This is a genomic window from Nocardiopsis flavescens, from assembly GCF_900141985.1.
Taxonomy (GTDB): domain Bacteria; phylum Actinomycetota; class Actinomycetes; order Streptosporangiales; family Streptosporangiaceae; genus Nocardiopsis; species Nocardiopsis flavescens.
Genome location: NZ_FQZK01000014.1, coordinates 41,539 through 61,483, shown reverse-complemented (window position 1 = coordinate 61,483; position 19,945 = coordinate 41,539). Strand labels below are relative to the sequence as shown.

Genomic DNA, 19,945 nt, shown 5'->3' with positions numbered 1-19,945 from the left:
AAACCCTGACCATTACCTAACTCACGTGTCGGTTGAACTGCGAAACCGTCTGCAAACGGCCATAGGGAGGGGGCCGAGTCCGCAGGCGTTCCGCCCTCACGGGGAAGGCGGGAGTGACGGGGGCCACTCCGGGGGGTGGCGGTGCATCTCCTCCGCGGCCCGCAACGCTTGCTCTTCGCGGCTTTCGTCCACATGTACCGCGTCCGGTGGGCTACCGTCGGAGGACGGCCGCGCACCCCGCTCACGCCCGGCGCCACACCGACCCCCCGCGGCCCCGCTCGCCGCTCCGTATGCACAGGAGCACCCCATGTCCTACGGTCCCCCCACCGGCGGCTACCACCCTCCCCCCGGCGGCGGCCAGTACCCGCCGCCCGGCGGACAGCCCCCGAAGCAGGGCATGTCCACCGGCGCCAAGGTCGGCCTCTTCGGCTGCGGCGGCTGCCTCGTCCTCGTCGCCCTGGGCTTCGTCCTTCTGCTGGTCCTGGGCGCCTTCGCCGCCTCCGGCGACTCCGGGACCCCGGAACCGGCGGCCCCGGCGCCGTCCGAGGAGGCCTCCGCCGCCCAGGAGGACGCCCCCGCCGAGGAGGCCGGCGGGATCACGATGACCGCGACCCACGCGGGCACGGCCGGCGACATCGTCGACGACACCGTCTACACGGTCATCGACATCGAGATCGTCAACGACGGCGACGCCGACCTCGACGTCAACCCGATGTACTTCACGGTGACCCTGGAGGACGGCACGGCCGCCTCCGAGTGGGGCGACACCCTCTTCGCCGACATCGACGCGCTCGACGCCGTCACCCTGCGGCCCGGCGAGCGGGTCAGCGGCCAGATCGCCGTCGTCGGCGAGGTCGACGTGGCGAGCGTGCGCATGGAGGAGCTCATGGGACTGGGTGAGGACCTCACCGCGGACGTGCAGTAGCGCAGAAGCGCCGCGGGCCCCGGAGCACGGACCGGCCGTGCTCCGGGGCCCGCCGTCAGGGCGTCCGCTCCGAGGTGCCGGAGGCGGCCGAGGTACGGGTCGAACCGGCGCTGGCGAGGATGACGCAGCCCACCGCCAGCCACTGCCAGAGGGTGAGCATCTCGCCCAGCAGCAGCAGGCCGACCAGCGCCGCGGCGGCCGGCTGGAGGCTCATCAGCACGCCGAACACCCGCGGCGGCATCCGGCGCAGGGCGTTCAGCTCCAGGGTGTAGGGCACCACCGACGACAGCACGCCCACGGCCAGGCCGAACAGCAGCACCCGCCAGTCCAGCAGCGCGGCACCGCCCTGGGCGATGCCCGCGGGGGCCATCAGCAGGGCGCCCACGACCCCGGCGATCGCCAGGCCCGAGGCGCCGTCGAAGCGCCGGCCGGTGGCGGCGCTCAGCAGGATGTACCCGGCCCAGGCGACCGCGGCCAGCACCGCGAACAGGATGCCGAGCGGGTCGAGCGACCCCGATTCCAGGCCCAGGGCGGCCACGCCCAGCCCGGCCAGGCCCGCCCACAGCAGGTCGACCCGGCGGCGCGACCCCAGCACGGCGATGGCCAGCGGCCCCAGGTACTCGATGGTCACGGCGATGCCCAGGGGGATCCGCGCGAACGCCTGGTAGATGAAGAAGTTCATCATCGCCAGCGCCACGCCGTAGCCGACCACCACCAGCCAGTCGCCGCGCGTGTAGGCCTTCCACGCCGGGCGCACCAGCACCCCGAGCACCAGGGCCGCCGTCAGCAGCCGCAGCCAGACCACGGCGGCGGGTGGCAGCACGTCGAAGAGGTTCTTGGCCACCCCGGCGCCGGTCTGCACCGACACGATGCCGATGAGCACCATCCACACGGGCGGCACCGCGTCCGCGGCGGTGCGCAGGGAGAACGGTGCCTTCGGTGCGGTCGGGGTGTCCATGTCGAGTCATCCTACGTTTTGCGGCTCGCGCTCGGCGCGGTCGCCCTGCCCGTCCGCCCCGGCGCCGCGCGCTGCCCCGGCGGGGAAGACCGCGGCCCACAGCAGCAGGCCCCAGGCCGCCAGGGCCACCGAGGGCTGGAGCAGCGTCATCACCAGCCCGTACACCGTGCGCTCGGCCTGGTCGGTGAGCACCTGCGCCCCGAGCCACAGGAAGGGGAGCGCGGCGGCCAGCAGGTTCACCGCCAGCGCCGCCCAGATCGGCCCCGGGCGCGCGGGCCGCCGCCACAGCAGCAGCGCCCCGCCCGCCGCGAACAGGAACAGGGGAGGGCCGAGCAGACGCACGGCCACGAACCAGGGCACTCCGAGGGCTTCCATGCGGGGACCCTATCGAGCGGGCGCCGGGTGCCGGATTTCCAGGGGGAACCCGAGTAAAGGGTGCGAAACGGTATGGCATGCTTCCTGGGTGGACCGTACCCCGTGAGCCCACTGGAGCCCTGTTCCCATGTCCCGATCCCGCCGCCGCGCCGCCCCCCGAGCAGCAACGGAACGGTACGTCCCCCAGTGGCCGGTCCTCGCCGGTGCGACCGCCCTCGTCCTCGTCGCCGCCATGCTCGGCTACGTGGGCGGGCTGTTCACCACCAGCGGCGCGCAGGCCGACGAGGGGGTCGTCGCGGTCTCGGGGGTGCTGGTCCAGCCGGGCGCGCCGGAACCTGAGGAGACCCCCGAGCCCTCCCCGGAGCCCTCGGAGGAGCCGACCCACCCCGCCGGCATCGACCCCGAGGCCGTCTACCTCCTCCAGAACGTGCACGGCGACCGCTTCCTCGACGTCGCCCAGGCCGCCACCCACAACGGCGCCCCCGTCCACCTGTGGGACCGCAACGACCAGGACAACCAGCGGTGGCGGTTCGTCCCGGTCGAGGAGGGGTTCTACGCCGTCGAGGGCGTGGCCAGCGGCAAGGTCCTCGAAGTCCCCACCGACGGCGCCGCGCCGCCCGTGGCCACCCTGCTCACCAGCACCGGGGCGAGCAACCAGCACTGGACCGTCGTCGACGCGGGCGGCGGCACCGTCCGCCTGGTCAACCGGGCCACCGGCCAGGCCCTGGAGGGGCAGGGAGGGTCCCCCGACAACGGCACGCCCGTGATCCAGGCGCCCGACGGCGGGCACGCCTTCCAGCAGTGGCGGCTGGTCCCCGGGGGCTGAGCGCGGCCCCGGCCGGCCGGGCTCAGAGCAGCAGCAGGTCGCGCACGGTCTTCCAGCACGCCTCGTCGGCGGCGTTGAGCAGCCCCACCGCGTCCTGCCCCCGGCCGGGCCGGTAGGGCTCCCCGTCGGGCCGCCGCGCCACCGCGCCCGCCTCGGTCAGCAGCAGCGTGCCCGGAGCGTGGTCCCAGGGCAGGGTCCGGTGGTACAGCAGGAAGTCCTGAGCGCCCTCGCACACCAGGGGGTAGTCGACGGCGGAGCAGTGCGAGCCCGCCCCCACCTCGGCGAACCGCGGCACCGCGGCCTCCGCGTGCCGCCTCGCCCGCGGGTCCAGGAAGCGGGAGAGCACCGAGCCGCGCATCTTCCCGGGGTCGGTCGGCGCCGGGTCGCGGCGCAGCCGCACCCCGTCGCGCCAGGCGCCCGACCCGCGCTCGGCGGCGTACGCGCGGTCCCACTCGGGCTGGAGGATCCACCCCGCGACGGTCTCCCCGTCGCGCACCAGCGCCGCCATCACCCCGTATTCGCGGCGGCCCTCGACGAAGTTGCGGGTCCCGTCCAGCGGGTCCACCACCCAGGCCACCGGCTCGGTGCGCAGCACCTTCACCAGGGAGGGGTCCGCGGCGACGGCCTCCTCGCCCACCACCGGTGCGTCCACCAGCTCCCGCAGCCGCGCGGTGAGGATCCGCTCGGCCTCCTGGTCGACGACGGTGACCAGGTCGCCCGGGGCCTTCTCCATGACCTCGCCCTCGGAGAGCGAACGCGCCCGGGGCAGGACCACCTCGCGGGCCACGTCGCGCAGGATTGCGGTCACCGCGTCCATGTCGATCATGCCCGTCATCCTAGGACCGGGCCCGGACACGCCTGATACCCTGGGCCCGTGTTCGACCTCCGTGCGTAGACCGACACCGAGCCGCCGCGCCCTCCGCGCCCGCGGCTCCTCCGGTGTCCGTGCACGTCCGCGGCGCCCGCGCGCCGCCGCCCGAGGGAACACCCCATGCCACCGCCCCGCGGGGCCGACTCCTACCGTGCCGTCCTGCGCACGCCCGGAGCGGTCCGCTTCTTTGTGCCCGCCATGCTCGGCCGCCTCTCCTTCGGCCTGCTCGGCCCCGCCCTGGTCCTGTCCGTCACCGCCGCGGCCGACTCCTACGCGGTGGTCGGCGCGGCCACCGCCGCCTACGGCGCCACCGCCACCGTCCTGGCACCCGCCCGTGCCCGCCTCATCGACCGCCACGGCCTGCCCCGCACCCTGGTCCCGATGGCGGCACTGGCCGCGTCGGGCCTGCTCGCCCTGGCCTGGCTGACCTGGCGCCCGGACCCGCCCGCCTGGTCCCTCATCGTCCTGCCGGCCCTGGTCGGCGCGGCGGTCCCGCCGCTGGGGCCGGTCACCCGCACCCTGTGGAGCCGCCTCTTCCACGACCGCGACGACCTGCGCCGACGGGCCTACAGCCTGGACTCCGTCGTGGAGGAGGCCGTCTTCCTCGCGGGGCCGCTGCTGCTCGCGGCCCTGCTGCCGTTCGCGCCGCCCGCGGCCGGCCTGGCCGGCGCCGGCCTCGTCCTGGTGTGCGGCTCCCTGCTGCTGGCGGGCGCGCCCTGGGCCCGGGCGCTGCCGCCGCGCGAGCCCGCCGGAGCCGCGGGCGGCGGACCGGTTCCGCTCCGGGCCCTGCTGCCCGCGATGTCGCTGTCGGCGGCGCTGGGGCTGTGCCTGGGATCGGCGGCCCTCGTCCACGTCGCCTTCGCCGAACGGCACGGCGACGCGGGCCTGCTGGTGTGGTTCGAGGCCGTCCAGACCGCGGGCGGGGTCCTGGGCGGCCTCGCCTACGGCGCGGTGCTGTGGCGGCGGCGCCCCGTCACCCGCCTCGTCGGCCTCGGCCTCGGCGTCGGGGCGGCCACGGCCCTGGCCGCGGCGGCCCCCGGCCCCGTGGTGCTGTGTGCGGTGCTCTTCGCCGCGGGGGCCCTGGCCACCCCGGCGATCACCACCGCCTACCTGGCGGCCGACGGGGCGGCGGGCCCCGGTGCCGCCACCCGGGCGGGCACCTGGGTCAACACCGCCTTCAACGCCGGGTCCTCGGCGGGAGGGGCGGCGGCGGGTGTGCTCGTCACCCTCGTCGCGCCCGCGCAGGGGTACCTGGTCGCCGCGCTGCCCCTGCTGGCCGTGCCCCTGGCCGTCGCCGGGGCCGCTCACTCCCAGCGGAAGAGGCGTGCGGCCAGCGCTCCGCCGACGACCGCCCACACCAGAGGCACCGCGAACGCTGCCAGGGGCGGGAGGGAGCCGTCCGCCAGCACCGCCCGCAGGCCCTCGCCCAGCGCGGTGATCGGCAGCACCGACGACACCGCCTCCAGCGGGCCGGGGAACGCGCTGACGGGGAAGAGCACCCCGCCCAGCCCCAGCAGCAGGACGTAGACCAGGTTGGCGCCGGCCAGCGTGGCCTCGGCCCGCAGCGTCCCCGCCATCAACAGCGCCAGCGAGCTGAACGCGGCGGTCGCCAGCAGCACCAGGGCGGCCGCCGCGGCCACCCCGGCCGCCGACGGCGCGGGGGACCAGCCCAGCGCCAGCGCCACCGCGCACAGCACCGCGATCTGGATCGCCTGCACGCCCAGCACCGCCAGCGTCTTGGCGGCCAGCAGCCCGAACCGGGACAGCGGGGTGGCGCCCAGCCGCTTGAGCACGCCGTAGCGGCGCTCGAACCCGGTGCCGATGGCCAGCCCGGTGAACGACGTCGACATGACCGCCAGCGCGAGCACGCCCGGGGTGAGCGCGTCCACCCGGGGGCCCTCGCCCACGTCCAGCACGGAGGTGAGGCTGAACCCGACCAGCAGCAGCACGGGGATGACCATCGTCAGCAGGAACTGCTCGCCGTGGCGCAGCATGATCCGCAGTTCCATCCCGGCCTGCGCGGCGACCATCCGCCACAGGGGCGCGGCCCCGGGCGCGGGGGCGAACGGTGAGGCGCCGCCGTCGGCCCGACGCGCGGCGGACGGCGCGGGCGCCGTGGTGCTGGAGGTGTGCTCGCTCATGATTCGCGCAGTTCCCGGCCGGTGAGTTCGAGGAAGACGTCTTCGAGGGTACGCCGCCGCACCCGCAGGTCCTCGGCAAGGACGCCGGCGGACGCGCACCAGGCGGTCACCGTGGCGAGGAACTCCGGGCCCAGCGCCGCGGGGTCGTCGGTGCCGATCACGTACTCGTGGCGGCCCCCCGCGCCGCGCGCGGAGGAGATCCGGCTTCCGGCGGGCAGGGCGTCGCGCAGGGCACCGGTGTCGACGGGGGCCGCGGTGGAGAAGCAGACCTCGCGGCGGCCCCCGGCCAGGTCGGCGGGGGTCCCCTCGGCCACGACGGCGCCGCGGTCGATGATGACCACGTGGTCGGCGAGGCGCTCTGCCTCCTCCATGTGGTGCGTGGTGAGGATGACGGCCGCGCCCGCCTCGCGCAGCTCGGCGACCAGGTCCCAGGTCGCCATCCGGGCCTGGGGGTCCAGGCCCGCGGTGGGCTCGTCGAGGAAGACCAGCTCGGGTCGGCCGACCACGGCGCAGGCCAGCGACAGGCGCTGCTGCTGGCCGCCGGACAGGCGGCGGAACGGGGTCCGCGAGACCGAGGTCAGGCCCATGCGCTCCAGCAGCAGGTCCGGCGGTACGGGGGTGGCGTGGAAGGAGGCCATCAGGCGCAGCCACTCGGCGGCGCGGGCCCCGGTGGGCACCCCGCCGGACTGGGGCATGACACCGACCCGCGGCTTGAGGGCCGCGGCGTCGGCGGCCGGGTCCAGGCCCAGCACCCGCACGCTGCCGCCGTCGGCGCGGCGGAAGCCCTCGCAGACCTCGATGGTGCTGGTCTTGCCCGCGCCGTTGGGCCCGAGCAGGGCGGTCACCGCACCCCGGCGCGCCCGGAAGGTGAGGCCGGAGACGGCGGTGGTGGCGCCGTAGCGCTTGACCAGGTCGACGACCTCGACGGCGGCTGTGTCCATGGGCCCAGAGTCTACGTGCGCCCGCGCGAGGCCCTTCACCGCCCCGCGCGCACGGGCGGGGGAGCTCGGGTCGGCGCCGCGCGGGGGATCCGCGCGCCGTCCGCATGATGGGATGTGGATCTCGGCATGCGGGACAATCGACAGAAGGTGGGATGACCTGCGCATATCCGCACGAGGTTTCCGGTCGGTGAACTCCCAGTTAGGCAAGCCTGGCCTTCGTGATCAAGCGCATGAAAGCGGGTTTGCCAGGGTGGACTGATTTACGCCACACTGATGTTGTCTAAACCAGGAGCCGCATCCGGAGGGGAGGGGATCGCCGTGCCCGAGGCCGCCAACGTACCCCGTCCCCTGGCCGGGCCCGAGCGCGGGGCCGAGACCGGTACCCGCGCGCGCGTGGCGCGGCTCATCCTGGAGCAGGGGCCGATCACCGCCTCCGCTCTAGGGGAGCGGCTCGGTCTGACCCCGGCGGCGATCCGCCGCCACCTCGACAACCTGACCGGCGAGGGCATGGTCGAGGCCCGCGACGCCCGGCCCCAGGGCGGCAGGCGCGGCAGGGGCCGTCCCGCCCGCGTCTTCGCCATCACCGAGGCCGGCCGCGACGCCTTCGTCCACGCCTACGACGACCTCGCCACCAGCGCGCTCCGCTTCCTGGCGGAGACCGCCGGTCCCGGGGCCGTCGGCGATTTCGCCCGCAGTCAGGTCGCCGACCTGGAGAGGCGCTACAAGCCGCTGCTCGACGCCGTTCCACCCGAACAGCGCGTCCGGCTGCTGGCCGAGGCCCTGTCCAACGACGGTTACGCCGCCACCGCCGGTCGGGCCCCGGCCCCCGGCGGCGGCGACCAGCTGTGCCAGCACCACTGCCCCGTCGCCCACGTGGCAGCCGAGTTCCCGCAACTCTGCGAAGCCGAGATCGAGGCCTTCGCACGGCTTCTGGGCACCCCGGTGCGCAGGTTGGCCACCATCGCCCACGGCGACGGTGTGTGCACCACGCACGTCACCCCCAGGGGTGACGACGGGGCGGACGGGGGCGGCCACGCCCCCGCCACCACCAGCGCCCGCCGCACGGCGGGCGGAGGATCGCAACACCACTAGGACGTCTGAGTCCAGGAGGAGTCCGCGCATGACGTCTATCGCGCATCCCGAACTCGAAGGGATCGGCAACTATGAGTACGGCTGGGCCGACTCGGACCAGGCCGGTGCCTCGGCCCGCCGCGGTCTGAACGAAGAGGTCGTCCGCGACATCTCCGGCAAGAAGGACGAGCCGGAGTGGATGACCAAGCTCCGCCTCAAGTCCCTCCGGCTCTTCGACAAGAAGCCCATGCCCAACTGGGGCGCGGACCTGTCCAAGATCGACTTCGACAACATCAAGTACTTCGTGCGGTCCACGGAGAAGCAGGCCACCTCCTGGGAGGAACTGCCCGAGGACATCAAGAACACCTACGACAGGCTGGGCATCCCCGAGGCGGAGAAGCAGCGCCTGGTCGCCGGTGTCGCCGCGCAGTACGAGTCCGAGGTCGTCTACCACCAGATCCGCGAGGACCTGGAGGAGCAGGGCGTCGTCTTCCTGGACACCGACACCGCGCTCAAGGAGCACCCGGAGCTGTTCCAGGAGTACTTCGGCACGGTCATCCCGGCCGGCGACAACAAGTTCGCCGCGCTGAACACCGCCGTGTGGAGCGGCGGCTCCTTCATCTACGTTCCCAAGAACGTGCACGTGGAGATCCCGCTCCAGGCCTACTTCCGGATCAACACCGAGAACATGGGCCAGTTCGAGCGGACGCTGATCATCGTCGACGAGGGCGCCTACGTCCACTACGTCGAGGGCTGCACCGCGCCGATCTACAAGTCGGACTCGCTGCACTCCGCGGTCGTCGAGATCATCGTCAAGAAGAATGCCCGCTGCCGCTACACGACCATCCAGAACTGGTCGAACAACGTCTTCAACCTGGTCACCAAGCGCGCCGTCGCCGAAGAGGGCGCGACCATGGAGTGGATCGACGGCAACATCGGCTCCCAGGTGACCATGAAGTACCCGGCCGTCTACCTCATGGGCGAGCACGCCAAGGGCGAGACCCTGTCCATCGCCTTCGCGGGCGAGGGCCAGCACCAGGACACCGGCTCCAAGATGGTGCACTGCGCGCCCAACACCTCCTCCACCATCATCTCCAAGTCGGTGGCCCGCGGCGGCGGCCGCGCCTCCTACCGGGGCCTGGTGCAGGTGCAGGAGGGCGCCCACAACGCCAAGTCCTCCGTCAAGTGCGACGCGCTGCTGATCGACACCGTCAGCCGCTCGGACACCTACCCCTACAACGACCTGCGCGAGGACGACGCCGAGCTCGCGCACGAGGCGACCGTCTCCAAGGTCAGCGAGGACCAGCTCTTCTACCTGATGAGCCGGGGCATGGACGAGGACGAGGCCATGGCGATGATCGTGCGCGGGTTCGTCGAGCCCATCGCGCGCGAGCTGCCCATGGAGTACGCGCTGGAACTGAACCGGCTGATCGAGCTTCAGATGGAAGGAGCGGTTGGTTAAGTTGACCGGCCCCAGCATCGAACCCAAGGCCCACAGCCACGGCCTCGGGGAAATCCCGTTCTCCAAGCTCGCGACCCACGGGTCGTTCGACGTGAACGACTTCCCCGTCCCGGGCGGCCGCGAGGAGGAGTGGCGGTTCACCCCGCTGCGCCGCCTCAAGGGCCTGCACGACGGCAGCGCCGTCGCGGACGGCACCGACCGGCTCGACATCGACGCCCCCGAGGGCGTCACCGTCGAGACCGTGGGCCGCGGCGACGCCCGTCTGGGCACCGCCGGCACGCCCGCCGACCGCGTCACCGCCCAGGCCTACTCCTCCTTCGAGGAGGCCACGGTGGTCACCGTCGCCCGGGGCGCCGCCCTGGAGCGCCCGGTCACGATCGACCGCCAGGCGCAGGGGGGCACCCGCTACGACCAGTTCGTGATCGACGTCCAGCCGCTGGCCGAGGCCGTCGTCGTGCTCAACCAGACCGGCACCGGCGTGCGCGCGGGCAGCGTGGACGTCCACCTCGGCGAGGGCGCCCGGCTGACCCTGGTCAGCCTCCAGGACTGGGACCGCGACGCCGTCGACGTCACCCAGCACAACGCCCAGGTCGAGAAGGACGCCACGTTCAAGTCGATCGTCGTCACGCTCGGCGGCGACCTGGTCCGGCTGTCCCCGAAGGTGGCCTACAAGGGGCGCGGCGGCAACGCCGAGCTCCACGGCCTGTACTTCACCGGCGACGGCCAGCACCACGAGCACCGCTCGCTCATCGACCACAACATCTCCAACACCCGCTCGCGGGTGGAGTACAAGGGCGCGCTGAGCGGCAAGGGCGCCCACGGTGTGTGGATCGGCGACGTCATCATCGGCGAGGGCACCACCGGCACGGACTCCTACGAGCACAACCGCAACCTCCAGCTCACCGACGACACCCGCGTGGACTCGGTGCCGAACCTGGAGATCTTCACCGGCGAGGTGGAGGGCGCCGGCCACGCCGCCGCCAGCGGACGCCTCGACGACATCCACCTGTTCTACCTCCGCTCGCGCGGTATTCCGGAGGACGAGGCCCGCCGCCTGGTCATCCGCGGCTACTTCCTGGAGCTCATCAACCGCATCCCGGTCGAGGGGCTCGCCGAGGAGATCATGGCCAAGGTCGAGCGGAAGCTGGCCGCACATGAGTGACACCGGTCGCTGGGTGAAGGTCGCCGAGCTCCGCGAGATCCCCGAGGAGGGGGTCCTCGGGGTCGAGACCGACGACGAGACGCCCATCGCACTGGTCCGGACCGAGGGCGAGGTGTTCGCGCTGCGGGACGTGTGCTCGCACGCGGAGGTCCGCCTCTCCGAGGGCGAGGTCGAGGACGGCACCGTCGAGTGCTGGCTGCACGGCTCGTGCTTCGACGTCCGCTCGGGGGCGCCGATCAACCCGCCCGCCACCCGTCCGGTTCCCACCTATGACGTGAAGATCGACGGCGACGACGTGCTCGTCTCGTTGGACGAGAAGAATTCCTGAGGCTTGAAATGACGAAGTTCGAAATCCGCGGTCTGCGCGCCGACGTCCTCATCGGTGAGGACGAGCGCCGCGAGATCCTCAAGGGCGTCGACCTCACCATCAACTCCGGTGAGACCCACGCCATCATGGGCCCCAACGGCTCCGGCAAGTCCACCCTGGCCTACGCCGTCGCCGGGCACCCCCGGTACGAGATCACCGAGGGCGAGGTCCTGCTCGACGGCGAGAACATCCTCGACCTGAGCGTGGACGAGCGCGCCCGCGCCGGCGTCTTCCTGGCCATGCAGTACCCGGTCGAGGTCCCGGGCGTGTCCATGTCCAACTTCCTGCGCAGCTCCGTCACCGCGGTGCGCGGCGAGGCGCCCAAGCTCCGGCAGTTCTCCAAGGAGCTCCAGGGCGCGATGAAGGACCTGTCCATCGACTCCGGCTTCGCCGCCCGCGGCGTGAACGAGGGCTTCTCCGGCGGTGAGAAGAAGCGCCACGAGATCCTCCAGCTGGAGCTGCTCAAGCCCAAGATCGCGATCCTGGACGAGACCGACTCCGGCCTGGACGTCGACGCGCTCAAGGTCGTCTCCGAGGGCGTCAACCGCGCCAAGGAGAACAACGACCTGGGCGTCATGCTCATCACGCACTACACCCGGATCCTCAACTACGTGAAGCCCGACCACGTGCACGTGTTCGCGAACGGGCGCATCGCGGAGTCCGGCGGCCCCGAGCTGGCCGACGCCCTGGAGGCCGAGGGCTACGAGCGCTTCGTGAAGGCGGGCGCGTAACCCATGGCCACGGTCCGCGAGTTCGGTGGGGCCCCTGGCCCGCTCGACGTCGCGGCGATCCGGAAGGATTTCCCGATCCTGGCCCGGACCGTCCGCGACGGGCGTCCGCTGGTGTACCTGGATTCCGGGGCCACCTCGCAGAAGCCCCGCCAGGTGCTGGACGCCGAACGCGAGTTCTACGAAAGCCACAACGCGGCGGTGCACCGCGGTGCGCACCAGCTCGCGGAGGAGGCGACCGACGCCTACGAGGCGGCACGGGAGACCATCGCCCGCTTCATCGGCGGCGACCCCGGCGAGGTGGTGTTCACCAAGAACGCCACCGAGGCGATCAACCTCGTCGCCTACGCCATGGGCAACGCCGCCACGGCGGACGAGGGCCTGCGCCGCTTCCGGGTGGGTCCCGGCGACGAGATCGTCGTGACCGAGATGGAGCACCACGCCAACCTGGTGCCCTGGCAGGAGCTGTGCCGCCGCACCGGGGCCACCCTGCGGTGGTTCCCGGTGACGGAGCAGGGCCGCCTGGACCTCTCGGACCTCGACGACCTGGTCAACGAGCGCACCCGGGTGGTCGCGTTCGCCCACCAGTCCAACGTGCTGGGCACCGTCAACCCGGTGGCCGACATCGCCGCCCGGGCGCGCGAGGTGGGCGCCCTGACGGTGCTCGACGCCTGCCAGTCGGTGCCGCACATGCCGGTGGACGCGGCGGCGCTGGGCGTGGACTTCCTGGCCTTCTCCGGGCACAAGATGCTCGGGCCCAACGGCATCGGGGTCCTGTGGGGGCGCCGGGAGCTGCTGGAGGCCATGCCGCCGTTCATCACCGGCGGGTCCATGATCGGCGTGGTCCACATGGAGTACTCCACGTGGGCCGAGCCGCCGCAGCGGTTCGAGGCCGGGGTGCCGATGGCACCGCAGGCGGTGGCCCTGGCCGCGGCCTGCGACTACCTGTCGGCCGTCGGCATGGACCGGATCGCGGCCCACGAGCACACGCTGGTGGAGTACGCGCTCAAGGCCCTCGCCGACGTCGAGGGGCTGCGCCTCATCGGCCCGGCGGAGGCCGTGGACCGGGGCGGCGCCGTGTCGTTCGAGGTGGAGGGCATCCACCCGCACGACCTGGGGCAGGTGCTCGACGACCGCGGGGTGGAGGTCCGGGTGGGCCACCACTGCGCCTGGCCGCTGCACCGCAGGCTGGGCGTGCTCGCGTCCACGCGCGCGTCGTTCTACCTCTACAACACCACGGAGGACGTCGACGCGCTCGTGGCGGCCGTCAGGGCCGCGCAGGAGTTCTTCGGAACCCGGGGCTAGCCGGGTTCCCCGGAGGCCGGGGCGGGCGTAGGGCCCGCTCCCGCCCTCCGGGACCCGAACCGGCCCGGGCGCGGCACGGACCGGCAGAACGACGAGGAAAATCCGCACATGCAGCTGGACGCGATGTACCAGGAGATCATCCTGGACCACTACCGGAACCCGCACCACAAGGGGCTGCGGGATCCGCACGACGCCGAGGCGCACCACGTCAACCCCACCTGCGGGGACGAGGTGACGCTCCGGGTGGCGCTGACCCCGGCGCAGGGGGAGGCGGGGCTGGACGACCGCGCGGTCGTCAGCGACGTCTCCTACGAGGGCATGGGCTGCTCGATCAGCCAGGCCAGCACCTCGGTGCTGACCGACCTGCTGATCGGGCGCACGGTCGCCGAGGGGCTGCGGACCCTGGAGGCCTTCAACGAGCTGATGCACTCCAAGGGCAAGGGCGAACCCGACGAGGAGGTCCTGGAGGACGCCGTGGCGTTCGCCGGGGTCTCCAAGTACCCGGCCCGGATCAAGTGCGCCCTCCTCGGATGGATGGCGTGGAAGGACGCGGTAGCGCAGTCCCTGGAGAAGGAAGGCGTCTGATACCAGTGAGCGAGAACGAGAGCACCACCACCGAGGCCGCCCCGGCCGAGGCCCCGCCGTCCCCCGAGGCCGAGGCGCTCGTCGAGGAGATCGGCGAGGCCCTCAAGGACGTCATCGACCCCGAGCTGGGCGTCAACGTCGTCGACCTGGGGCTGCTGTACGGGGTGAACGCCGACCCGTCGGTGATCACCCTCGACATGACCCTGACCAGCGCCGCCTGCCCGCTCACGGACGTGATCGAGGACCAGGCCACCAGCGCGCTGGAGGAGTTCGACCGCGAGGTCAAGATCAACTGGGTCTGGATGCCGCCGTGGGGTCCGGACAAGATCACCGACGACGGGCGCGACCAGCTGCGCATGCTGGGCTTCAACGTCTGAGCCGTCCGACGGAGAAGGGCCGGGCACCCCACACGGGGTGCCCGGCCCTTCTCCGTGTCAGCGCACCCTCTGGGTGACGGCGACACAGCCCAGGACGACGAGGGCCGCGGGCAGGGCCGCCGCGTCGGGCCGCTCGCCCAGCAGCAGCACCGCCCACAGCAGGGTGAGCAGGGGCTGGGCGAGCTGGACCTGCCCCGCCCGCGCCACACCGATGAGCCCCATGCCGCGGTACCACGGTATGAACCCGCCGAACTGGCTGACCAGGGTGAGGTAGGCGAGCCCGGCCACCGCGGAGGGGGTCGGCGCGGCCGGCTCCAGGACCAGGGCCAGGAGCCCGGCGGGCAGCGTGAGGGGCAGGGCCAGCACCAGGCCCCAGGCGATCACCCGCCAGCCGGGCATGGAGGCGGCCAGCCGCCCTCCCTCGGCGTACCCGTACGCGCAGGCGAGCAGGGCGCCCACGAGCAGGAGGTCCGCGGACCCGGGGGAGCCGCCCGTCCGGGCGAGGGTGAACGCGGCGACGGCCGCGCCGCCGGTCACGGCGGCGGCCCAGAACGCGGGGGAGTGGCGGACCCCGCCGCGCACGGTGGCCAGTACGGCGGTGGTGAGCGGCAGCAGGCCCACCACGACGGCGGCGTCGCCCACTCCGGTACCGCCCAGCGCCAGCGAGGTCAGCAGCGGGAAGCCCACCACGCAGCCCGCGCCGACCGCGGCCAGGGCGGGCAGCTGCGCGCGTCCGGGCAGCGGGGCGCGCACCGCGGCCAGGCACCCGGCGGCGACCAGGCCGGCGAGGCAGGCCCGCAGGACGGCGGTGGTCCACGGGCCGAAGCCCTCCAGGGCCAGCGCGGTGGAGGGGAGGGTGAAGGAGAAGGCGGTCACCCCGAGCAGGGCCAGGGCCGCTCCGCGCGGAACCGCTATCCCGGAAGTGCCGGTAGCGCTATCGTGTGCTCTCATGAACAACGGTAGCAGTGGCCGTGATCTGGCCGACGACCTGCGTCGGGAGTTCGAGCGCTACGCCCCGGGGGAGCGCCTGCCCGCCAGCCGGGCCCTCGTGGAGCGGCACGGGGTGGGGCCGGGGACCCTCTCCCGGGCGATGGCGCGCCTGGTCGCCGAGGGACTGGTGGTCACCCGGCCCGGTGCCGGCTCCTACCGGGCCGGGGAGCCCGCGCGCGGGCCCGCCCGGGACACCTCCTGGCAGGAGGTCGCCCTGGACGCCGGGCCCGAGGCGGGCGGGATCGCGCGCGGCGTGGACGACTCCGGGTTCATCGCCACCCTGGCCCCCGCCCCCGCGGGGGTGGTCTCCCTGCACGGCGGCTACCCGCACGCCTCGCTGCGCCCCGACCGGGAGCTGGCCGCAGCGGCGGGCCGGGCGGCCCGCCGCCCCGGGGCGTGGGGGAGCCCGCCGCTGGAGGGGGTGGCGGAGCTGCGCGACTGGTTCGCCCGGGAGATCGACGGGGCGTCGCTGGACGGCTCGCAGGTGCTCGTCGCGGCCGGCGGGCAGAGCGCGCTGGCCACCGCGCTGCGGGCGCTGGCCCCGCCCGGGTCCCCGGTCCTGGTCGAGTCGCCCACCTACCCGGGGCTGCTGGCGATCGCCCGCGCCCTGGGCATGCGCCCGGTGCCGGTCCCGGTGGACGGGGACGGGCTGCGGGTGGAGCTGCTGGTGGAGGCGTTCGCGGCCACCCGCGCCCGGGTGCTGGTCTGCCAGCCCCTGTTCCACAACCCGACCGGGGCGGTGCTGTCGGGGGAGCGCCGCGCCGGAGTGCTGCGCGCGGCCCGGGAGGCCGGCGCGTTCGTGGTGGAGGACGACTACGCGCGCCGGCTGTCGCACACCGACGCCCCGCCCCCGCCGCCGCCCCTCATCGCCGACGACCGGCACGGAACGGTGGTGCACGTCCACTCGCTCACCAAGGCGGCCTCCCCCGGGCTGAGGGTCGGCGCCCTGGCGGCGCGCGGGCCGGTGCTGCGCAGGCTGCGCGCCGTCCAGGTGGTGGACTCCCTGTTCGTGCCCGGCGTCCTCCAGGAGACGGTCCTGGAACTGGTCGGCTCCCCGGCCTGGGGCCGGCACCTGCGGGCGCTGGCGGAGGGGCTGACCCGGCGGCGCACGGCGGTGGCGGCCGCCCTGCTGGAGCGGGCGCCGCTGGTGGAACCGGTGTTCCGGCCGGGCGGCTACCAGGTGTGGGTGCGCCTGCGCGACGGCACCGACGAGGACGCCGTCGCGGGTGCGGCGCTGCGCGCCGGGGTCAAGGTGGCGGCCGGACGGCCGTTCTTCCCTGGGGAGCCGCCCGCGCCGTACCTGCGGCTGGCCTACGCGAACACGTCGGGTCCGCGCGAGGCCGCCGAGGGGGTGGCACGGCTGGCCGGGGTCCTGCCCTGAGGGGCGCGTCCGCCCCCGCCGGCGGTGGCCGGCGGAGTTCGACGACGCGGCGCCCGCGGCGGGCGCCGCCGGCCCTCGGGGCCGGCACGCCTAGTACGGCCCGCAGGCGTCGGGCAGCCCGGCCAGGGCGTGCACCTCGGCGGCGACCTCCTGCGGTCCCTCCACGGGGCGGCCGAAGGGCAGCCTGACGTCGTGGTCGCCGTCCGGACCCTCGAAGCGCAGGGTCATGCCGTAGCGGTCCACGCCCAGGGGTCGGGGGTGGACCGCGGGGACGTCCCCGGGGCAGGCCAGCGCCAGCGCGGCGAGCAGGTCCGGGTGGTCCTCCTCCAGGTGGCGCAGCCAGGGGCCCTCCCAGCGGCCCAGCGGGTCGGGGCGGGCCCGCAGGAACTCGTCGTTGCCGAGGAGGTTGCAGCCCTCGGTGTCGGAGTGCACCACCAGGTAGGGATCCAGGGAGACCATGGTGCGGCCGTGGCCGATGTCGAGCAGGCGCTCGTCGGGGTCGTCGCGGATCAGCCGCAGGGCCCGCATGCGCGCCGTCGCCTCGTCCAGCGCGGTGAGGGTGCCGCTGATCCACAGCAGGGAGCGCGTGGGGTCGCGCAGGGCCAGGGCGCTGGTGTCGGTGAACTCCACGGTGGCCGCGGTGCGCCCGCGGTCCATCTCGTCCAGCAGGTGGTGCCGGTCGGGGAGCAGCAGGCTCACCGTGCCGCCGGGGTGCACGTGGCAGGCGGGGTCGACCAGGTGGAGGGTGCCGCTCTGGGTCGTGACGGTCGCCGGGTTGGGGCGGGCCAGGACCGCGCGGGCGCGTTCGGCCGGGGACGGGGCCAGGTGCCGGGAAGTGTACAGGGGAACCACCTCAACTATGCTTAGGTAAGGCTAACCTATAAGAATGGCGAGGTGGGGGAGAAGCCCCCGGGGGTAAAAACCAGGCCCCCGGTCGGGGACCGGGGGCCTGGGACGCGAGGGGGCTAGTGCGCGGCGAACAGGCCGGCGCGCAGCTCGCCCGCGATGTCGTTGTCGCCCCGCCGGGTGAGCAGGTCGACCAGCGACGGCGGATCGGAGGGGGCCCGCTCGTCGCTGTCGGTGATCCGGCGGGAGAGGATCTGCAGGGCCTCCTCGGTGGAGGCGGGTGCCGTGTACCCGCTCAGGTGCAGCGCGCGGGCGGTCGGCGAGTAGTTGCTGAGGTCGGTCGCGGGCAGCTTGCGCGCGTCCAGCCGGTCGCCCGACACGGTGATGAACACGCGGTCGCCGGGCTGGGCCGCCTGCCTGCGCAGCAGCGGGCGCAGCGAGTCGAACGCGGGCTGGTCGCGCCAGACCAGCACCAGCAGGTCCGCGCCCGGGGCGGTCAGGCACAGCAGCCGTCCCGGCTGGAGCCCCAGGTGGCCGGCGTACCCGGGGGGGACCGCCACCGGTGCGCCGTTGAGGTGGTCTCCGGTGATGTCGATGCGGTGCCACCAGCGGCCGTCCGGAGCCCGGAAGCAGCGGGCCGCCATGGCCGGGTCGCCCGGAACGGGCCGGCCCGCGGCCGACGGCGCCGGCGGGACCGCCGCGGGGGGCGCCTGCACCGGCGTCGGCGGCGCCGGCATCCGCACGTCCACGGCGGGCGGGAACGGGGCGGGGGCGGGGCGGGCCGGCTCGGGCGCCGGGCCGTCCGGCCTGCGGCGTATCGGCAGGCCGTTCTCGGTGGTGGCCCCCGAGTCGTCGGGCGCGGTGTGGCCGGGCTGGCCGCCGGGGGCCTCCATCGGCACCGACGGGTCGACGTGCACCCGGCCGTCCTGGAGGCTCACCCCGGGGGTGCTGAGCAGCCAGGCGCGCAGCTCCTGCTGGCGGATGCCGATCCGGCCGAGCCGGATCCCGGCCTCGGTCAGGCCGGGCCCGTCGGACAGCAGCTCGCGGGTCTGCCAGCGCAGGCGCCCGGGGTCGTCGGCGATGAGCCAGCCGTTGTGCATGCGGCGGTCGGTGAACAGGGTGATGACCACCCGCCACAGCGGTGTGCTCAGGGTGGGGACCTCGACCGCGTGGTCGGGGTGGGCGTTGATCAGCCGGTCGATCGTCGTGGCGGTGCCCAGCTGCTCCGACATGTCCCGCAGGTGCTTGGTGACGGGCGCGCCCTCGGGCGAGTTCAGCCAGCGCAGCAGCCGCTCCTCGACCCGGCGCTGGGCTGCCCGCAGTTCGGTGACGTCCGCTGCGATCTGCTCTGCCAGCACCCGGATGCTGATGGGGTCGGTGGCGAACAGGCGCTCCGCGGCCACCGTGCGCTCCAGGTCGGGCCAGGACCGGAACATCTCCTCGACCATGTCGACCAGCGGGTGCTCGCCCAGTGCCGGGGCGGGCGGGCGCTCCTCCTGCTCGGTGCGGTGCTTGGGCGGACCGAAGCTGGGCCTGCGCAGGGTCCGGCCCGGGCCCAGCAGCGAGCTGCGGAACTGCGAGCGCAGGTCGCCGCCGCCCGGCGAGGCCTCCGCCTCCAGCGCGGATCCGGGGATCATCGCGGCGGAGCTGACCATGGCCATCGGCACCGGCTCGTGCCCGCCCACGGCGGCGGGCAGGACGGGCTCCTGCCGCTCCTCCTCGCGCTGGGCGCGCAGTGCCCGCAGGGTGCGGATCGCCCGTGTGGCGGGGGTCTGCGGCGGCCCGGGGTCGCCCCCGGGGGCGCCGGCCGCCGAGGGCTGGTCGGAGCCGGTGGCGGTGGTCAGGTAGTCCAGGGCGTTGCGCACGTGCTCGGGGGCGCTCTCGGGCAGCCAGTGGGCGATCGTGCGCACCGCCTCCAGCATCAGAGCGGGGGAGGGGGTGGGCCCGCCGGGCAGTTCGCCGCAGGGTTGCAGGGCGCGCCAGGCCACGGTGCTCACCACGTCCATGACGTGGCAGTCCCCCAGCGCCCAGGCGGCGATCTCCTGCGGCGGGCTGGAGATGAGGTGGTCCCAGTCCCCGGCGGTCGACAGCACCGCGCCGCGCACCGGCTCGGCCAGGTCCTCGCCGTGCACGTCCAGGGTGCGCAGGGTGGGCAGGAACTCGGCCAGGGGCACGTGCCCCCACTGCTCCACGGCCAGGCGCGCGATACCGTGCGCCAGCCACGGCGGACCGGCGATCTCCAGGACCCTGGCGACCGGCAGGGAGTGCCACCAGCCGTCGATGAGCCGGTCGTGGTGGAGCAGGGGAGCCACATCAGGCGACCTCGACCAGCGCAGAGCGGGTGCGAGGTCGACGAGGCAGATCGGAGAGACGGCGTTCATCCGCTGGGGACCTCGACCTCCTGGTGTCTGCACGTGAATTGGGGAGGAACCGCACGGGCCTTCGGTTCGATGCACCACAGTACGCGCCCTTCACCCGCGGGGTGCCCGTTCCGGGAGGGGACGGGGGTCGCCGCGGGTGGGCACGGCGGGCCGGGGGACAGGGGTGCCGTGAGCACTTCCGGTGATCGTACGTCCCCCGGGGCCACATGGGTAGCCCCAGGCCGACCCCGTCCCCGCGGGGTGCGCCGAGCCC

Annotated in this window: 19 protein-coding genes and 1 pseudogene; 12 read left to right on the top strand and 8 right to left on the bottom strand. The window is 74.1% G+C overall.

Annotated features, from left to right (window positions below; translation table 11 throughout):
* Positions 1 to 307 precede the first annotated feature (307 nt).
* Positions 308 to 925: a DUF4352 domain-containing protein gene (locus BUE45_RS21235; RefSeq protein ID WP_245833391.1), complete on the top strand. Its 618-nt coding sequence runs from the start codon at positions 308 to 310 to the stop codon at positions 923 to 925.
* Between the two features lie 55 nt (positions 926 to 980).
* Here the strand turns inward: BUE45_RS21235 and BUE45_RS21230 are convergent, their stop codons facing one another.
* A complete protein-coding gene (locus BUE45_RS21230) occupies positions 981 to 1,883 on the bottom strand; it encodes an EamA family transporter (RefSeq protein ID WP_073381141.1) in 903 nt (300 codons plus the stop codon).
* Positions 1,884 to 1,889: 6 nt separating this feature from the next.
* Positions 1,890 to 2,258 carry a hypothetical protein gene (locus tag BUE45_RS21225; protein WP_073381140.1) on the bottom strand — a complete coding sequence of 123 codons (369 nt, stop codon included), beginning with the start codon at positions 2,256 to 2,258 and terminating at the stop codon, positions 1,890 to 1,892.
* 127 nt (positions 2,259 to 2,385) lie between these two features.
* Between BUE45_RS21225 and BUE45_RS21220 the strand changes: the two genes are divergently transcribed.
* Entirely contained in the window at positions 2,386 to 3,084 is a 699-nt protein-coding gene (locus BUE45_RS21220; RefSeq protein ID WP_073381139.1) for an RICIN domain-containing protein, read from the top strand.
* Positions 3,085 to 3,106: 22 nt separating this feature from the next.
* Here BUE45_RS21220 and BUE45_RS21215 read toward each other — a convergent pair whose 3' ends face one another.
* On the bottom strand, positions 3,107 to 3,910 hold the full coding sequence (locus tag BUE45_RS21215) for an inositol monophosphatase family protein (RefSeq protein WP_342746032.1): 804 nt from the start codon (positions 3,908 to 3,910) through the stop codon (positions 3,107 to 3,109).
* A gap of 165 nt (positions 3,911 to 4,075) precedes the next feature.
* On the opposite strand from BUE45_RS21215, the pseudogene BUE45_RS34020 reads away from it, so the two are divergent.
* Positions 4,076 to 5,143: pseudogene (locus tag BUE45_RS34020) on the top strand (MFS transporter); the annotation flags it as partial.
* A 116-nt stretch (positions 5,144 to 5,259) separates the two neighbouring features.
* Here BUE45_RS34020 and BUE45_RS21205 read toward each other — a convergent pair.
* Together BUE45_RS21205 and BUE45_RS21200 are read right to left on the bottom strand one after the other, a co-directional pair.
* Positions 5,260 to 6,096, bottom strand: a complete 837-nt coding sequence (locus BUE45_RS21205) for an ABC transporter permease (protein WP_073381136.1) — start codon at positions 6,094 to 6,096, stop codon at positions 5,260 to 5,262.
* Positions 6,093 to 7,037 (bottom strand): ABC transporter ATP-binding protein, encoded by a 945-nt coding sequence (locus tag BUE45_RS21200; RefSeq protein WP_073381135.1) that lies wholly within the window; start codon positions 7,035 to 7,037, stop codon positions 6,093 to 6,095. Before BUE45_RS21200 ends, BUE45_RS21205 begins: the two co-directional genes overlap by 4 nt.
* A 273-nt stretch (positions 7,038 to 7,310) precedes the next feature.
* Here BUE45_RS21200 and BUE45_RS21195 point away from each other — a divergent pair, with 273 nt between their 5' ends.
* The 8 genes from BUE45_RS21195 to BUE45_RS21160 all read left to right on the top strand — a co-directional run bounded on the left by BUE45_RS21195 (position 7,311) and on the right by BUE45_RS21160 (position 14,094).
* Positions 7,311 to 8,129, top strand: a complete 819-nt coding sequence (locus BUE45_RS21195; protein ID WP_378660498.1) for a helix-turn-helix transcriptional regulator — start codon at positions 7,311 to 7,313, stop codon at positions 8,127 to 8,129.
* A gap of 28 nt (positions 8,130 to 8,157) precedes the next feature.
* Positions 8,158 to 9,570: a Fe-S cluster assembly protein SufB gene (gene sufB / locus BUE45_RS21190; RefSeq protein WP_073381133.1), complete on the top strand. Its 1,413-nt coding sequence runs from the start codon at positions 8,158 to 8,160 to the stop codon at positions 9,568 to 9,570.
* Between the two features lies 1 nt (position 9,571).
* Entirely contained in the window at positions 9,572 to 10,732 is a 1,161-nt protein-coding gene (gene sufD / locus BUE45_RS21185) for a Fe-S cluster assembly protein SufD (RefSeq protein ID WP_073381132.1), read from the top strand.
* Positions 10,725 to 11,060 carry a non-heme iron oxygenase ferredoxin subunit gene (locus BUE45_RS21180; RefSeq protein ID WP_073381131.1) on the top strand — a complete coding sequence of 112 codons (336 nt, stop codon included), beginning with the start codon at positions 10,725 to 10,727 and terminating at the stop codon, positions 11,058 to 11,060. Before sufD ends, BUE45_RS21180 begins: the two co-directional genes overlap by 8 nt.
* 8 nt (positions 11,061 to 11,068) lie before the next feature.
* Complete coding sequence (gene sufC / locus BUE45_RS21175) at positions 11,069 to 11,830, top strand: Fe-S cluster assembly ATPase SufC (protein ID WP_073381130.1); 762 nt, start codon at positions 11,069 to 11,071, stop codon at positions 11,828 to 11,830.
* A 3-nt stretch (positions 11,831 to 11,833) separates the two neighbouring features.
* Complete coding sequence (locus tag BUE45_RS21170; protein WP_073381129.1) at positions 11,834 to 13,132, top strand: cysteine desulfurase; 1,299 nt, start codon at positions 11,834 to 11,836, stop codon at positions 13,130 to 13,132.
* Positions 13,133 to 13,240: 108 nt separating this feature from the next.
* Positions 13,241 to 13,717, top strand: a complete 477-nt coding sequence (sufU, locus tag BUE45_RS21165; protein ID WP_073381128.1) for a Fe-S cluster assembly sulfur transfer protein SufU — start codon at positions 13,241 to 13,243, stop codon at positions 13,715 to 13,717.
* A gap of 5 nt (positions 13,718 to 13,722) precedes the next feature.
* The gene (locus BUE45_RS21160) at positions 13,723 to 14,094 is read left to right on the top strand and encodes a metal-sulfur cluster assembly factor (RefSeq protein WP_073381127.1); all 372 of its coding nucleotides are present in this window, start codon (positions 13,723 to 13,725) and stop codon (positions 14,092 to 14,094) included.
* A gap of 57 nt (positions 14,095 to 14,151) precedes the next feature.
* Here BUE45_RS21160 and BUE45_RS21155 read toward each other — a convergent pair whose 3' ends face one another.
* Positions 14,152 to 15,045 carry a DMT family transporter gene (locus tag BUE45_RS21155; protein WP_073381126.1) on the bottom strand — a complete coding sequence of 298 codons (894 nt, stop codon included), beginning with the start codon at positions 15,043 to 15,045 and terminating at the stop codon, positions 14,152 to 14,154.
* Between BUE45_RS21155 and BUE45_RS21150 the strand changes: the two genes are divergently transcribed.
* Positions 15,044 to 16,465 (top strand): aminotransferase-like domain-containing protein, encoded by a 1,422-nt coding sequence (locus BUE45_RS21150; protein ID WP_073381125.1) that lies wholly within the window; start codon positions 15,044 to 15,046, stop codon positions 16,463 to 16,465. The two genes, BUE45_RS21155 and BUE45_RS21150, sit on opposite strands and share 2 nt — an antisense overlap.
* A gap of 90 nt (positions 16,466 to 16,555) precedes the next feature.
* On the opposite strand, the gene BUE45_RS21145 is transcribed toward BUE45_RS21150, so the two are convergent.
* Entirely contained in the window at positions 16,556 to 17,317 is a 762-nt protein-coding gene (locus BUE45_RS21145; protein WP_342746031.1) for a DUF2470 domain-containing protein, read from the bottom strand.
* Between the two features lie 113 nt (positions 17,318 to 17,430).
* Positions 17,431 to 19,692, bottom strand: a complete 2,262-nt coding sequence (locus tag BUE45_RS21140) for a hypothetical protein (RefSeq protein ID WP_073381124.1) — start codon at positions 19,690 to 19,692, stop codon at positions 17,431 to 17,433.
* Positions 19,693 to 19,945 lie beyond the last annotated feature (253 nt).

What these genes read in the sequence shown, in the direction of transcription:
- BUE45_RS21235 (WP_245833391.1), top strand. Translation starts at nt 308, where the DNA reads ATGTCCTACGGTCCCCCCACCGGCGGCTACCACCCTCCCCCCGGCGGC.
- BUE45_RS21230 (WP_073381141.1), bottom strand. Translation starts at nt 1,883, where the DNA reads ATGGACACCCCGACCGCACCGAAGGCACCGTTCTCCCTGCGCACCGCC.
- BUE45_RS21225 (WP_073381140.1), bottom strand. Translation starts at nt 2,258, where the DNA reads ATGGAAGCCCTCGGAGTGCCCTGGTTCGTGGCCGTGCGTCTGCTCGGC.
- BUE45_RS21220 (WP_073381139.1), top strand. Translation starts at nt 2,386, where the DNA reads ATGTCCCGATCCCGCCGCCGCGCCGCCCCCCGAGCAGCAACGGAACGG.
- BUE45_RS21215 (WP_342746032.1), bottom strand. Translation starts at nt 3,910, where the DNA reads ATGATCGACATGGACGCGGTGACCGCAATCCTGCGCGACGTGGCCCGC.
- BUE45_RS21205 (WP_073381136.1), bottom strand. Translation starts at nt 6,096, where the DNA reads ATGAGCGAGCACACCTCCAGCACCACGGCGCCCGCGCCGTCCGCCGCG.
- BUE45_RS21200 (WP_073381135.1), bottom strand. Translation starts at nt 7,037, where the DNA reads ATGGACACAGCCGCCGTCGAGGTCGTCGACCTGGTCAAGCGCTACGGC.
- BUE45_RS21195 (WP_378660498.1), top strand. Translation starts at nt 7,311, where the DNA reads ATGTTGTCTAAACCAGGAGCCGCATCCGGAGGGGAGGGGATCGCCGTG.
- sufB (WP_073381133.1), top strand. Translation starts at nt 8,158, where the DNA reads ATGACGTCTATCGCGCATCCCGAACTCGAAGGGATCGGCAACTATGAG.
- BUE45_RS21180 (WP_073381131.1), top strand. Translation starts at nt 10,725, where the DNA reads ATGAGTGACACCGGTCGCTGGGTGAAGGTCGCCGAGCTCCGCGAGATC.
- sufC (WP_073381130.1), top strand. Translation starts at nt 11,069, where the DNA reads ATGACGAAGTTCGAAATCCGCGGTCTGCGCGCCGACGTCCTCATCGGT.
- BUE45_RS21170 (WP_073381129.1), top strand. Translation starts at nt 11,834, where the DNA reads ATGGCCACGGTCCGCGAGTTCGGTGGGGCCCCTGGCCCGCTCGACGTC.
- sufU (WP_073381128.1), top strand. Translation starts at nt 13,241, where the DNA reads ATGCAGCTGGACGCGATGTACCAGGAGATCATCCTGGACCACTACCGG.
- BUE45_RS21150 (WP_073381125.1), top strand. Translation starts at nt 15,044, where the DNA reads ATGAACAACGGTAGCAGTGGCCGTGATCTGGCCGACGACCTGCGTCGG.
- BUE45_RS21155 (WP_073381126.1), bottom strand. Translation starts at nt 15,045, where the DNA reads ATGAGAGCACACGATAGCGCTACCGGCACTTCCGGGATAGCGGTTCCG.
- BUE45_RS21140 (WP_073381124.1), bottom strand. Translation starts at nt 19,692, where the DNA reads ATGAACGCCGTCTCTCCGATCTGCCTCGTCGACCTCGCACCCGCTCTG.